Source organism: Silvania hatchlandensis (genome assembly GCF_025564065.1).
Classification (GTDB): Bacteria; Pseudomonadota; Gammaproteobacteria; order Enterobacterales; family Enterobacteriaceae; genus Enterobacter; species Enterobacter hatchlandensis.
The window spans coordinates 79,749-93,165 of sequence record NZ_JAMGZK010000047.1 but is presented as its reverse complement, the minus strand read 5'-3'; the positions used below and the strand labels follow the sequence as shown (position 1 = coordinate 93,165).

At 56.4% G+C, this 13,417-nt stretch carries 10 protein-coding genes; 5 read left to right on the top strand and 5 right to left on the bottom strand.

All coding sequences use genetic code 11. The features are described 5' to 3' along the window. Window positions 1–12: 12 nt before the first annotated feature. A complete protein-coding gene (gene aceF, locus M8014_RS10560) occupies window positions 13–1,908 on the top strand; it encodes a pyruvate dehydrogenase complex dihydrolipoyllysine-residue acetyltransferase (RefSeq protein ID WP_271282426.1) in 1,896 nt (631 codons plus the stop codon). A gap of 175 nt (window positions 1,909–2,083) precedes the next feature. After that, window positions 2,084–3,508, top strand: coding sequence for a dihydrolipoyl dehydrogenase (gene lpdA / locus M8014_RS10555; protein WP_271282425.1), 1,425 nt, complete (start codon window positions 2,084–2,086; stop codon window positions 3,506–3,508). A gap of 54 nt (window positions 3,509–3,562) precedes the next feature. On the opposite strand, the gene M8014_RS10550 is transcribed toward lpdA, so the two are convergent. Next, entirely contained in the window at window positions 3,563–4,357 is a 795-nt protein-coding gene (locus M8014_RS10550; RefSeq protein ID WP_271282424.1) for a DUF2950 family protein, read from the bottom strand. Window positions 4,358–4,367: 10 nt separating this feature from the next. Then, window positions 4,368–5,930 (bottom strand): DUF3300 domain-containing protein, encoded by a 1,563-nt coding sequence (locus M8014_RS10545; protein WP_271282423.1) that lies wholly within the window; start codon window positions 5,928–5,930, stop codon window positions 4,368–4,370. A gap of 426 nt (window positions 5,931–6,356) precedes the next feature. Between M8014_RS10545 and acnB the strand changes: the two genes are divergently transcribed. Then, window positions 6,357–8,954: a bifunctional aconitate hydratase 2/2-methylisocitrate dehydratase gene (gene acnB, locus M8014_RS10540; protein ID WP_271282422.1), complete on the top strand. Its 2,598-nt coding sequence runs from the start codon at window positions 6,357–6,359 to the stop codon at window positions 8,952–8,954. Between the two features lie 189 nt (window positions 8,955–9,143). Then, on the top strand, window positions 9,144–9,506 hold the full coding sequence (gene yacL, locus M8014_RS10535; RefSeq protein WP_271282421.1) for a protein YacL: 363 nt from the start codon (window positions 9,144–9,146) through the stop codon (window positions 9,504–9,506). A 30-nt stretch (window positions 9,507–9,536) separates the two neighbouring features. On the opposite strand, the gene speD is transcribed toward yacL, so the two are convergent. From speD to M8014_RS10520, 3 genes are all read right to left on the bottom strand, one after another. Beyond that, complete coding sequence (gene speD / locus M8014_RS10530; protein ID WP_271282420.1) at window positions 9,537–10,331, bottom strand: adenosylmethionine decarboxylase; 795 nt, start codon at window positions 10,329–10,331, stop codon at window positions 9,537–9,539. 1 nt (window position 10,332) lies between these two features. Next, window positions 10,333–11,199, bottom strand: a complete 867-nt coding sequence (gene speE / locus M8014_RS10525) for a polyamine aminopropyltransferase (RefSeq protein ID WP_271282419.1) — start codon at window positions 11,197–11,199, stop codon at window positions 10,333–10,335. Between the two features lie 107 nt (window positions 11,200–11,306). Further along, the gene (locus M8014_RS10520) at window positions 11,307–11,654 is read right to left on the bottom strand and encodes a YacC family pilotin-like protein (protein ID WP_271282418.1); all 348 of its coding nucleotides are present in this window, start codon (window positions 11,652–11,654) and stop codon (window positions 11,307–11,309) included. A gap of 145 nt (window positions 11,655–11,799) precedes the next feature. Here M8014_RS10520 and cueO point away from each other — a divergent pair, with 145 nt between their 5' ends. Next, window positions 11,800–13,371 (top strand): multicopper oxidase CueO, encoded by a 1,572-nt coding sequence (cueO, locus tag M8014_RS10515; protein ID WP_271282417.1) that lies wholly within the window; start codon window positions 11,800–11,802, stop codon window positions 13,369–13,371. Window positions 13,372–13,417: the final 46 nt, after the last annotated feature.

Sequence of the window (13,417 nt, the reverse complement as noted above, 5' to 3'; positions counted from 1 at the left end):
GGTAAAAGAATAATGGCTATCGAAATCAATGTACCGGACATCGGGGCTGATGAAGTTGAAATCACCGAGATCCTGGTCAAAGTCGGCGACAAAGTTGACGCTGAACAGTCGCTGATCACCGTAGAAGGCGACAAAGCCTCTATGGAAGTTCCGTCTCCTCAGGCGGGCATCGTTAAAGAGATCAAAGTCTCTGTTGGCGACAAAACCGAGACCGGTAAACTGATCATGATTTTCGATTCCGCCGACGGTGCAGCAGCTGCTGCACCTGCGCAGGAAGAGAAGAAAGAAGCTGCTCCGGCCGCTGCTGCACCAGCAGCTGCTGCCGCGGCGAAAGACGTGAACGTGCCTGACATCGGCGGCGACGAAGTTGAAGTCACCGAGATCATGGTTAAAGTGGGCGACACCGTTGCCGCTGAACAGTCTCTGATCACCGTTGAAGGCGACAAAGCCTCGATGGAAGTCCCGGCCCCGTTCGCGGGCGTGGTTAAAGAGATCAAAATCAGCACCGGCGACAAAGTGTCTACTGGCTCTCTGATCATGGTCTTCGAAGTGGCGGGTGCTGCACCTGCTGCCGCGCCGGCCCAGGCTGCTGCACCGGCACAAGCCGCTGCACCTGCTGCTGCCGCTGGCCCGAAAGACGTTAACGTACCGGATATCGGCGGTGACGAAGTTGAAGTGACCGAAGTGATGGTGAAAGTGGGCGACAAAGTTGCCGCTGAACAGTCACTGATCACCGTAGAAGGCGACAAAGCCTCTATGGAAGTCCCGGCTCCGTTCGCAGGTATCGTCAAAGAGATCAAAATCAACACCGGCGACAAAGTGTCTACCGGCTCTCTGATCATGGTCTTCGAAGTAGAAGGCGCTGCGCCTGCTGCGGCTCCGGCTGCGGCACCTGCACCAGCTGCTGCCGCACCGGCTCCAGCTGCAAAAGCGGCTGCCCCGGCTGCCAAAGCGGAAGGCAAATCTGAGTTCGCTGAGAACGACGCTTACGTTCACGCAACACCGCTGATCCGCCGCCTGGCGCGCGAATTCGGTGTAAACCTGGCGAAAGTGAAAGGGACTGGCCGTAAAGGTCGTATCCTGCGCGAAGACGTTCAGACCTACGTGAAAGACGCGGTTAAGCGTGCAGAAGCTGCACCTGCTGCTGCCACCGGCGGTGGTATCCCAGGCATGCTGCCATGGCCGAAAGTGGACTTCAGCAAGTTTGGTGAAATTGAAGAAGTAGAACTGGGCCGTATCCAGAAAATCTCCGGTGCCAACCTGAGCCGTAACTGGGTGATGATCCCGCACGTTACGCACTTCGACAAAACCGATATCACTGACCTGGAAGCGTTCCGTAAACAGCAGAACGCCGAAGCTGAGAAGCGCCGCCTGGACGTGAAATTCACCCCAGTGGTCTTCATCATGAAAGCGGTTGCCGCTGCCCTTGAGCAGATGCCACGCTTCAACAGCTCCCTGTCCGAAGATGGTCAGAAGCTGACGCTGAAAAAATACATCAACATCGGTGTTGCGGTTGATACGCCAAATGGTCTGGTTGTTCCGGTCTTCAAAGACGTGAACAAGAAGAGCATCACTGAGCTGTCCCGTGAACTGACCGTGATCTCCAGGAAAGCGCGTGATGGCAAACTGACCGCTGGCGAAATGCAGGGCGGTTGCTTCACCATCTCCAGCATCGGCGGCCTGGGTACAACCCACTTCGCGCCGATTGTTAACGCGCCGGAAGTGGCGATCCTCGGTGTGTCTAAATCCGCGATTGAGCCAGTGTGGAATGGTAAAGAGTTTATGCCGCGTCTGATGATGCCAATTTCTCTCTCCTTCGACCACCGCGTGATCGACGGTGCTGATGGTGCGCGCTTCATTACCATCATCAACAACACGCTGAGCGACATTCGCCGCCTGGTGATGTAATCGAAAAGCCGGCCAATCGGCCGGCTTTTTTCTGGTAACCTCATGCTGTTTGTGAGGTTATTGGCGAAAGCGACAATTCGTGAGCCGTTTGTTGTTTCAAAATTGTTAACAATTTTGTAAACTGCGGGCGGATAGAACGACCCGGTGGACGACGGGTATAAATTAAGAGGTCATGATGAGCACAGAAATCAAAACTCAGGTCGTGGTACTTGGGGCAGGCCCGGCAGGTTACTCCGCAGCATTCCGCGCTGCAGATTTAGGTCTGGAAACCGTCATCGTAGAACGTTACAGCACCCTCGGTGGTGTTTGTCTGAACGTCGGCTGTATCCCTTCTAAAGCGCTGCTGCACGTCGCAAAAGTTATCGAAGAAGCCAAAGCGCTGGCTGACCACGGTATCGTCTTCGGCGAGCCGAAAACCGATATCGACAAGATTCGTACCTGGAAAGAGAAAGTCATCACCCAACTGACCGGCGGTCTGGCCGGTATGGCCAAAGGCCGTAAAGTGAAAGTGGTCAACGGTCTGGGTAAATTCACCGGGGCAAACACCCTGGAAGTGGAAGGCGAAAACGGCAAAACCGTGATCAACTTCGACAACGCGATCATCGCGGCGGGTTCCCGTCCGATTGAGCTGCCGTTCATTCCACACGAAGATCCACGCGTATGGGACTCCACCGATGCGCTGGAGCTGAAATCCGTACCGAAGCGCCTGCTGGTTATGGGTGGCGGCATCATCGGTCTGGAAATGGGTACCGTGTACCATGCGCTGGGTTCAGAGATTGACGTGGTTGAAATGTTCGACCAGGTTATCCCGGCTGCTGACAAAGACATCGTTAAAGTCTTCACCAAACGGATCAGCAAGAAGTTCAACCTGATGCTGGAAACCAAAGTAACGGCCGTTGAAGCAAAAGAAGACGGTATTTACGTTTCCATGGAAGGCAAAAAAGCCCCTGCAGAAGCGCAGCGTTATGACGCGGTGCTGGTGGCTATCGGTCGCGTACCGAACGGTAAAAACCTCGATGCAGGCGCAGCGGGCGTTGAAGTTGACGACCGTGGCTTCATCCGCGTGGACAAACAGCTGCGCACCAACGTGCCGCACATCTTTGCTATCGGCGATATCGTCGGTCAGCCAATGCTGGCACACAAAGGTGTTCACGAAGGCCACGTTGCCGCAGAAGTTATCGCCGGTATGAAGCACTACTTCGACCCGAAAGTGATCCCATCGATCGCCTACACCGAGCCAGAAGTTGCCTGGGTGGGTCTGACCGAGAAAGAAGCGAAAGAGAAAGGCATCAGCTATGAAACAGCCACCTTCCCGTGGGCTGCTTCTGGCCGTGCTATCGCTTCCGATTGCGCAGATGGCGTGACCAAACTGATCTTCGACAAAGAGACTCACCGCGTGATCGGTGGTGCGATTGTCGGCACCAACGGCGGCGAGCTGCTGGGTGAAATCGGTCTGGCCATCGAAATGGGCTGTGACGCTGAAGACATCGCGCTGACCATCCACGCTCACCCGACTCTGCACGAGTCTGTTGGCCTGGCGGCAGAAGTGTTTGAAGGCAGCATCACCGACCTGCCAAACGCGAAAGCGAAGAAGAAGTAATCCTCTTCTGACGTAAAAAAGCGGCCTCTGAGCCGCTTTTTTTATACGCGTTATTTAGGGTGCGACAGGCTGCCAATGGTCATCCAGCTTGTACGCAGGGATCGCTTTTACCGTCGCCGTCGTTTTCTCGCCAAGATTGGCCTGCCAGACCTTATCCGAACCATTAATCATAAAGCTCATTACCCCCGTCTGCCCATAGTCGACCGGCCAGGCGATCATCGCAAAGCCGCTTTCACTGTCCGGGACGATGCGGAAATGGTAGCCGTGATAGCCCATTCCTGGCTGGGGTGGACTGAATGCCGGACCGAGCGGACTGGGGGCTTCCCCGGGTGCAACCGGCCAGTACAGACCGTCTTTTTTCCCTTCGCTGCTAACAATTTTCTGGGCGTAGTGTGCATTGATTGCAAAGTAGTCCTGCTGGGCGTCGACATAAGCATGCAGCGCCTCAATGGCGGCCAGCTCGTTGCGGCCAATTTCCCGGGTTAAGATCTCCTCGGCGGCTTCGCGCATATCAAACTGCCAGCCTGCTGCCGTTTTCACCGCCGGAACCGGCAACTGCCAGTTGTTCTCGCCCACCAGCAGGTGTGCCGTGTCGCCGTGAGTGACCGTCTGGTGCTTCACCCGCCAGTCGCGAGTAAAGCGGTCCACCGCGTCGGGATCAACGCCCTCCGGCGGTAGAAAATCGCGCCAGTCATCACCGAGCAGCTGGCGCATGGCACCCTCATTGTTGTCGATAATCGCCTTCGCCAGCGCATCGGTGGCTTGCTCCGGCGTGCTGAACGGCTGATTGGCGCAGGCAAAGGTTGAGACCGCGAACAGCACCATTCCAGTCAGTATTGTCTTTTTCATGTCGACTCCCTTAACGGTGACGGAATTCACGTTGTCCGGCGTTGCCCTGTGGTCTGGCGACGGCGCGTTGCTCGGTATGGCGGGATGAAAGCTGGCGGCTCTGGGCACCGCGCTGCTGCTGGGCTTGCCAGTTCCCGGATCGGCTATCGTTGCCGCTCAGCGCATTGGCGCGCGGCTGACTGTGTCGCTGCTGTACATGACGCTGTTGCTGCGCGGGTTGCGAAGCGCGTTTTTCCTGTCTTTGTGCGGTTGCCTGACGATTTTCACGCGTTTGGGTGGCGGCACGCTTCGTGCCTTGCGGCTTGCTGGTGTCATAGCCTCGATAATTATTGCGTTGGGAAATCTGCTTCAGCTGCTGGTTCGAGGCCTGGCGCTGGGCGTCTTTTGTTCCGGCTCGCGGCGTTTGCGAGAAGGTCTTCCCGGTCGATTTTTCCATCTGCGTCATCGCCGCCTGACGCTGACTGTCACGATTGACCGCTTTGGGCTGCGTTGCGCTGAGCCCCGTTGCCGTATTGGTGGAGTGGAATCGACTGTTAAGCTGATTTGTTGGGTACGGCACCCCGCCACGGTAGGTCGGATTATGCTGCCAGCCGCGGTTGGCATCGGTCAGGCGCTCACCGCTGATTTTATTGAAGTTATCAACGTTGATATTGATGTTGTTATCCCCGTTGCGCGAATAGCCGCCGTGGTTATCGCCATGGTGATGATCCCAGTCGTCATCGTCATCCCAGTCGATATTGCTGAAGATGGCGTAAGTAGTGGCAACACCAAGGCTAAAGCCCAGTCCTTTCACCAGGCTGTCGGTGAACTGCTCTCCGGGCGATGGCGGTAAATAGACCGGCGGATAGCTGGTATTCGGCCAGGTGCCGTAGACGGTGTTGGGGTTATACGTCGGGACATACACCACCTGCGGATCGGCAGATTCAATCTTAATGACCGTTGGGCTGGCGGTTGTAGTCGTGGTGGATGCGGGTGCCGCAGGGGGTGTTTTTGTCGGCTCAGGCTTAGTGACCGTGGTGACCGTCTGCTGTGGTGTGGACTGCAGCGCACCGGTTTGCTGTGCCAGCAGGCGCAAGCGCTGCACGGAGTCCATCACATCCTTCGGCTGGGCCAGAAATGCATCGCCGAGGCTCTGGATCCACGGCGGGTTTTCCCCCATCAGCGACATCAGCTGTGGGAAGGCGACCAGCGACTTCACGCTCGGATCCCAGGGTTGTCCTGCCACCGCCTGAATGGCGGCATCACCCTGCATCTTCGGGTTGTCCTCTGACCACTGCGCGGCCTGGATGACGTTGGCCGGGTAGGTCGACGCCATCAGGATCTGCGACAGCAGCGCGTCCGGATAGAGTGCAATGGGCGCGACCCACTGATCGATTTGCGCGGCGGTATAGGTTGGTGCCACAACCGGTGCGGGTTGCGCGGCTGGCGCCGGGACGACAGGTTGTTGCACAACGGGAGCAGGGGCGGCGGGCGATTCCGTTGTACGGCTTTTGACGAACATCACGCCAGACGCGGCAAACAGCCCGGTACTGCACAGAAGGACAAGCAGATGTGGCTTAAAAGGCAACTTCATAAAGTGACTCCGACGAGACGAGAGCTGTGCCGTAAGGCGTTTCTGTTGCCGCGAGTATATTCACCCGTGTTTTACAGTTTTGACTTTTATTGGGGATCTACCGCTGAGTCCGGATAAAGAATGTGAGCATTTATTACACAATTATATCCGATGGCGAAAAAAGCGTTGGGGTTTGCCGTAAAGCACTCAATCAACCCCTGGAAGGCGGTTTTTTTGTGCCTGAATTTCTCGTCGTCTTCCCGCTATACCATTCTTAACGATTCAGCAAACAATTTAATGTTGCTTTTTTGTAAACGGATTAACAGTGTGCAGAAATCCTGCTATGCTGCCCGCGCGGTATCGGGCATGTACACTACAAACTGCTGTCTCACAGGAGCGTGAAGAGAACGTCCGCCGCATATGACAATGAGAGCGAGGAGAACCGTCGTGCTAGAAGAATACCGTAAGCACGTAGCTGAACGTGCCGCCGAGGGAATTGTACCCAAACCCTTAGATGCTACCCAGATGGCTGGGCTCGTCGAGCTGCTGAAAAACCCGCCTGCGGGCGAAGAAGAATTCCTGTTAGATCTGCTGATTAACCGTGTTCCGCCAGGCGTTGATGAAGCCGCCTACGTGAAAGCCGGTTTCCTTGCTGCTGTAGCCAAAGGCGAAGCAACCTCCCCCCTGGTCACGCCTGAAAAAGCGATTGAACTGCTCGGCACCATGCAGGGCGGCTATAACATTCACCCGCTGATTGATGCGCTGGATAGCGACGTGCTGGCCCCGATTGCCGCCAAAGCGCTGTCTCACACCCTGCTGATGTTCGATAACTTCTACGATGTCGAAGAGAAAGCGAAAGCGGGTAACCGCTACGCGAAGCAGGTGATGCAGTCCTGGGCCGATGCCGAATGGTTCCTGAGCCGTCCTGCGCTTGCCGAAAAAATGACCGTCACCGTGTTCAAAGTGACCGGCGAAACCAACACTGATGACCTGTCTCCGGCCCCGGATGCCTGGTCACGCCCGGATATCCCTCTGCACGCGCTGGCGATGCTGAAAAACGCCCGCGAAGGCATTGAACCGGATCAGCCGGGTGCTGTTGGCCCGATCAAACAGATCGAAGCGTTAGCGCAAAAAGGCTTCCCGCTGGCGTATGTCGGCGATGTGGTCGGCACCGGCTCTTCGCGTAAATCCGCCACCAACTCCGTGCTGTGGTTTATGGGGGATGACATTCCTCATGTGCCGAACAAGCGCGGCGGCGGTTTGTGCCTCGGTGGCAAAATCGCACCTATCTTCTTCAATACCATGGAAGATGCGGGCGCACTGCCGATTGAAGTGGACGTGAACAACCTGAATACCGGCGACGTGATCGACGTTTATCCGTTCAAAGGTGAAGTACGCAACCACGAAACCAACGAACTGTTGGCCAGCTTTGAGCTGAAAACCGACGTGCTGGTGGACGAAGTGCGTGCCGGTGGCCGTATCCCGCTGATCATCGGTCGTGGCCTGACCACCAAAGCGCGTGAAGCGCTGGGTCTGCCGCATAGCGACGTGTTCCGTCAGGCAAAAGAAGTGGCCGAAAGCACCCGCGGTTATTCGCTGGCGCAGAAAATGGTTGGCCGCGCCTGCGGCGTAACCGGGATTCGTCCAGGTGCGTACTGCGAGCCGAAGATGACCTCCGTCGGTTCTCAGGACACCACCGGGCCAATGACCCGTGACGAACTGAAAGACCTGGCGTGCCTGGGCTTCTCGTCCGACCTGGTGATGCAGTCCTTCTGCCACACCGCGGCGTATCCGAAGCCGGTTGACGTTACCACGCACCACACGCTGCCGGACTTCATTATGAACCGTGGCGGCGTCTCGCTGCGTCCGGGCGATGGTGTGATCCACTCCTGGCTGAACCGCATGCTGTTGCCGGATACCGTGGGTACCGGTGGTGACTCCCACACCCGCTTCCCGATTGGGATCTCCTTCCCGGCGGGCTCCGGTCTGGTGGCGTTTGCTGCGGCGACGGGCGTGATGCCGCTGGACATGCCGGAATCCGTTCTGGTGCGCTTTAAAGGCAAAATGCAGCCGGGCATCACCCTGCGCGATCTGGTCCACGCGATCCCGCTGTACGCGATCAAACAGGGCCTGCTGACCGTTGAGAAAAAAGGGAAGATCAACATCTTCTCGGGTCGCATCCTCGAGATCGAAGGTCTGCCGGATCTGAAAGTCGAGCAGGCGTTCGAACTGACCGATGCTTCTGCTGAACGTTCTGCTGCAGGCTGTACCATCAAGCTGAACCAGGCGCCGATTGAAGAGTATCTGACGTCTAACATCGTGCTGCTGAAGTGGATGATTGCCGAAGGCTACGGCGACCGCCGTACGCTGGAGCGTCGCGTGCAGGGCATGGAAAAATGGCTGGCAGATCCGCAGCTGCTGGAAGCCGATGCTGACGCAGAATATGCTGCGATCATCGACATCGATCTGGCGGATATCAAAGAGCCGATCCTGTGTGCGCCGAACGATCCGGACGATGCGCGTCCGCTCTCTGCGGTACAGGGCGAACAGATCGACGAAGTGTTTATTGGTTCATGCATGACCAACATCGGTCACTTCCGTGCTGCCGGTAAACTGCTGGATACCCATAAAGGCCAGCTGCCGACCCGTCTGTGGGTGGCACCGCCAACCCGTATGGATGCGGCGCAGCTGACCGAAGAGGGTTACTACAGCGTGTTTGGTAAGAGTGGTGCGCGTATTGAAATCCCTGGCTGTTCCCTGTGTATGGGCAACCAGGCGCGCGTAGCTGACGGTGCGACGGTGGTCTCCACCTCGACCCGTAACTTCCCGAACCGTTTAGGTACCGGTGCCAACGTCTATCTGGCCTCTGCGGAGCTGGCGGCTGTTTCGGCGCTGATTGGCAAACTGCCAACGCCGGAAGAGTACCAGACCTTCGTGGCGCAGGTAGATAAGACGGCGGTGGATACCTATCGCTATCTGAACTTCGATAAGCTCTCTCAGTACACTGAGAAAGCGGACGGCGTTATTTTCCAGACCGCAGTATAAACAGCAAACCCTCACCCTAACCCTCTCCCTAAAAGGGAGAGGGGACCGCTCGGTGCGGTTTTCACCCTCTCCCTTTTAGGGAGAGGGCCGGGTGAGGTTTTTTTATTTTCCACTCCTGACACCCTTCCCGCTTTTTATCTCCTTTCTATCTGCGATAATTACGCCAAGGGCTTTGCAGAGGAAAATACTATGGATTACGAATTTCTGCGTGATATCACCGGGGTGGTGAAAGTGCGTATGTCGATGGGCCACGAAGTGGTCGGTCACTGGTTCAATGAGGAAGTGAAAGAGAACCTGGCCTTGCTCGATGAAGTGGAGCAGGCGGCGCACGAGGTTAAAGGCAGCGAGCGATCCTGGCAACGCATTGGCCATGAATACACGCTATGGCTGGATGGTGAAGAGGTCATGGTGCGCGCCAATCAGCTTGAATTTTCAGGCGATGAGATGGAAGAGGGGATGAACTACTACGATGAAGAGAGCCTGTCGCTGTGCGGCGTAGAGGATTTCCTTCAGGTGGTGGCGGCATACCGCACTTTCATGAAACAGAAGTAACGTCGGGAGCCTCCCTGCTCCACAGGCGTTTTACACGGTCGTAATATTGCGGCCGGAGTAAATTTCGCGCATCTCTTTCCACAGCAGGTCAGTGATGGCCTTACGCTCATTTTCGCTTAAATCTTCCGGGCGGGTGTGGAACATGTAGTGCTTAAGGTCGAACTCCTTAAGCAGCATCTTGGTGTGGAAGATATTCTCCTGGTACACGTTCACGTCCACCATGTCATACAGCGCCTTCATGTCTGCGGACATGAAGTTCTGAATAGAGTTTATTTCATGATCGATGAAATGCTTCATGCCGTTGATATCACGGGTAAAGCCGCGCACGCGATAGTCAACGGTGACGATGTCGGACTCAAGTTGATGAATCAGATAGTTCAGCGCATTCAGGGGTGAAATCACCCCGCAGGTGGAGACTTCAATATCGGCGCGGAAGGTACACAGTCCGCCCTCCGGGTGGCTCTCCGGGTAGGTATGCACGCAGATATGGCTCTTATCGAGATGCGCGACCACCGCTTCTGGCAGCGGGCCGGGGTGCTCGGTGTTGTCGATAAGGGTAGGGTCAACGGGCTCTTCGCTGACCAGAATAGTGACGCTGGCTCCCTGCGGTTCATAATCCTGACGCGCGATGTTGAGGATGTTGGCGCCGATAATTGAACAGGTTTCTGAGAGGATCTCGGTCAGACGGTTGGCGTTATAGAGTTCATCGATATAGGCGATATAACCATCGCGCTCTTCCGCCGTTTTGACGTAGCAGATATCGTAAATACAAAAACTCAGGCTTTTGGTCAGGTTGTTAAAGCCATGCAGTTTCAGCTTTTTCAATTCATTCACCCCCTTGAAGCAGCGCATCGTGCAAATATTGCGGTAAGGCAAAGGCTGCGGTATGAACGGCTGGATTGTAATAGCGGCAGGTTAAGTTGGCCTGCTGGAAGCGTGCCTGAATGATCCCGGTTGAGAGATGGCGCAGGGCGTCATTGTCCGTAGCCCACGCGAAGGTCATCACCCCGCCGTAGTAGGTAGGGATGGCCGCCTGATAGAAGCTGACATCAGAGAAGTAGTGGCTCAGCTTGCGGTGGCTGTCAATGGCTTCATCCTGCTGCAGGAAGCAAACGCCGTTCTGCGCCACGAAGATCCCGCCAGGGTTCAGGCAGCGTTTGCAGCCTTCATAGAACGCCGAGGTAAACAGGCTCTCACCGGGGCCAATCGGATCGGTGCAATCAGAGATGATCACGTCGAAGGTTTGCGCCGTCTGGTTAACAAAATTGACGCCGTCGTCAATCACAAGCGTAAAGCGCGGATCGTCGTAGCTACCGGCGTTGTGATTCGGCAGGTACTGGCGGCAGAAAGAGACCACGCCCGCGTCGATCTCGACCATGGTGATACGTTCAATGGATTTATGGCGGGAAACTTCGCGCAGCATGGCACCGTCGCCACCGCCGATAATCAGCACATGTTTTGCATTGCCGTGCGCCAGCAGCGGCACGTGGGTCATCATCTCGTGATAGATGAATTCATCGCGTTCGGTGGTTTGCACCACACCGTCCAGCGCCATCACGCGGCCAAAGGCGGCGTTTTCAAAAATGATCAAATCCTGGTGATCGGTTTTCTCATGATAGAGCACGTTATCAACGGCAAAGTACTGTCCAAACTGGTCATGCAGCGTTTCATGCCACACTCTGTTGTCGGCCATCGGCTGATACCTCTTTTGTTAACGTCCGCATAAAAAGAGCGCAACATCATAGCTAACAATGACCGTGGTTGCACGGCCATAGCGTTCACAAAGAGGCGTCGGAAAGGTTATTTCACGTAGGCGAGGAGGCTCAGGGAGTCGCGCGCCAGCGATTTGCATTTTTTGGCGGTAGGGATGCCGATCCCGCTGAGATCACGATAGCTGTCTTCACCGAGCGCCTTCATGTCAAAACTGTCGTAGTTGCTCAGATCCCACTGGTTCTGCTGGGCAAAAAAGACCAGCGCACGACGAATCTGCCCGTTGGGTAAATTCTGGTATCCGCAATCGTTTTTCAGAAAAACAAACACAGCCGTCAGATCAGCCATGTCTTCGGCTTCATTTTCACTGAGCGCATAGCTGTTGGCGCCACTAATCATCAGGGTGGTGAACAGAATTGTTCGAAAAAACGTCTTCATTGCCTCTACCAATACGTTGCGGAAATTCAACGTTAGCACACCTGGTGACGGAGCGACGATCTTTATTGTTTCGGCTTATCTTGACCTTCCGGTTGGGGGAGGGTTTATGCTGACAGGATCGCCTGCTGGAAATAAGGAAATGAACATGCAACGTCGTGATTTTTTGAAATATTCTGCCGCGCTGGGCGTGGCCAGCGCCCTCCCGCTCTGGAGCCGCGCTGCTTTTGCGGCCGAGCGGCCCGTTTTGCCGATCCCGAATTTACTCACCCCCGATGCGCGCAATCAGGTTCAGCTGGTGGTGCAGGCCGGGAAAACCGCCTTTGGCCCGCACAACGCCACCACCTGGGGATATAACGGCAATCTGCTGGGCCCGGCGATCTCGCTGCGCAAAGGACAAGCGCTGACCGTGAATATCCACAATACCCTCGATGAAGAGACGACTCTGCACTGGCACGGACTCGAAGTGCCGGGGGAAGTGGACGGTGGACCGCACGGCGTGATTACACCTGGCGGCAAGCGCAGCGTCACCTTTACTCCGGACCAGCGGGCGGCGACCTGCTGGTTCCACCCGCATCAGCACGGTAAAACCGGGCGTCAGGTGGCGATGGGGCTGGCCGGTCTGGTACTGATTGAAGATGATGAAAGCCGCCTGCTGCGCCTTCCAAAGCAGTGGGGGATCGACGATGTCCCGGTGATCGTGCAGGACAAAAAATTTACCGCTGACGGGCAGATCGATTATCAACTGGATGTGATGACCGCCGCCGTCGGCTGGTTTGGCGACACGCTGCTGACCAACGGTGCCCTTTATCCGCAGCATAACGCGCCAAAGGGCTGGCTGCGCTTGCGCCTGCTCAATGGCTGTAACGCCCGGTCGCTCAACTTTGCTGCCAGCGATAAGCGCCCGCTGTATGTGGTCGCCAGCGACGGCGGCCTGCTGGCCGAACCGGTCAACGTAACCGAGCTGCCGATGCTGATGGGCGAGCGCTTTGACGTGCTGGTGGATATCAGTGACGGCAAGCCGTTTGACCTGATCACCCTGCCGGTCAGCCAGATGGGGATGGCCGTGGCGCCATTCGATAAGCCGCAGCCGGTGCTGCGTATTCAGCCGCTGCTGGTGACGGCATCGGGCACGCTGCCGGATACCCTTGCCGCGGTGCCTGCGCTGCCGTCCCTCGACGGATTAACTCAGCGCAAACTCCAGCTGTCGATGGACCCGATGCTCGACATGATGGGCATGCAGGCGCTGATGAACAAATATGGCGACCAGGCGATGGCGGGCATGCACCACGGGCAGTCGATGGGGCATATGAACATGGACCACAGCAAGATGGGCGGCATGGGCCATATGAATCACGGCGGCGGGAAAGGGTTTGATTTCCACAACGCCAACCGCATCAACGGTCAGGCCTTCGATATGAACACGCCGATGTTTGCGGCGCAAAAAGGGCAGTACGAGCGCTGGGTGATTTCAGGCGAGGGCGACATGATGCTTCATCCGTTCCACATTCACGGCACGCAGTTCCGCATTCTGTCCGAGAACGGCCAGGCGCCAGCGGCCCATCGTTCGGGATGGAAAGATACGGTGCGGGTGGAAGGTGGGGTCAGCGAAGTGCTGGTGAAGTTCGAGCATGACGCGCCGAAGGAGTTTGCCTATATGGCGCACTGCCATCTGCTGGAGCATGAAGATACGGGGATGATGCTCGGGTTTACGGTGTAAAAAAAAGCCCGGTGGCGCTACGCTTACCGGGCCTACAAAATACGAA

What these genes read in the sequence shown, in the direction of transcription:
- aceF (WP_271282426.1), top strand. Translation starts at nt 13, where the DNA reads ATGGCTATCGAAATCAATGTACCGGACATCGGGGCTGATGAAGTTGAA.
- lpdA (WP_271282425.1), top strand. Translation starts at nt 2,084, where the DNA reads ATGAGCACAGAAATCAAAACTCAGGTCGTGGTACTTGGGGCAGGCCCG.
- M8014_RS10550 (WP_271282424.1), bottom strand. Translation starts at nt 4,357, where the DNA reads ATGAAAAAGACAATACTGACTGGAATGGTGCTGTTCGCGGTCTCAACC.
- M8014_RS10545 (WP_271282423.1), bottom strand. Translation starts at nt 5,930, where the DNA reads ATGAAGTTGCCTTTTAAGCCACATCTGCTTGTCCTTCTGTGCAGTACC.
- yacL (WP_271282421.1), top strand. Translation starts at nt 9,144, where the DNA reads ATGGATTACGAATTTCTGCGTGATATCACCGGGGTGGTGAAAGTGCGT.
- speE (WP_271282419.1), bottom strand. Translation starts at nt 11,199, where the DNA reads ATGGCCGACAACAGAGTGTGGCATGAAACGCTGCATGACCAGTTTGGA.
- M8014_RS10520 (WP_271282418.1), bottom strand. Translation starts at nt 11,654, where the DNA reads ATGAAGACGTTTTTTCGAACAATTCTGTTCACCACCCTGATGATTAGT.
- cueO (WP_271282417.1), top strand. Translation starts at nt 11,800, where the DNA reads ATGCAACGTCGTGATTTTTTGAAATATTCTGCCGCGCTGGGCGTGGCC.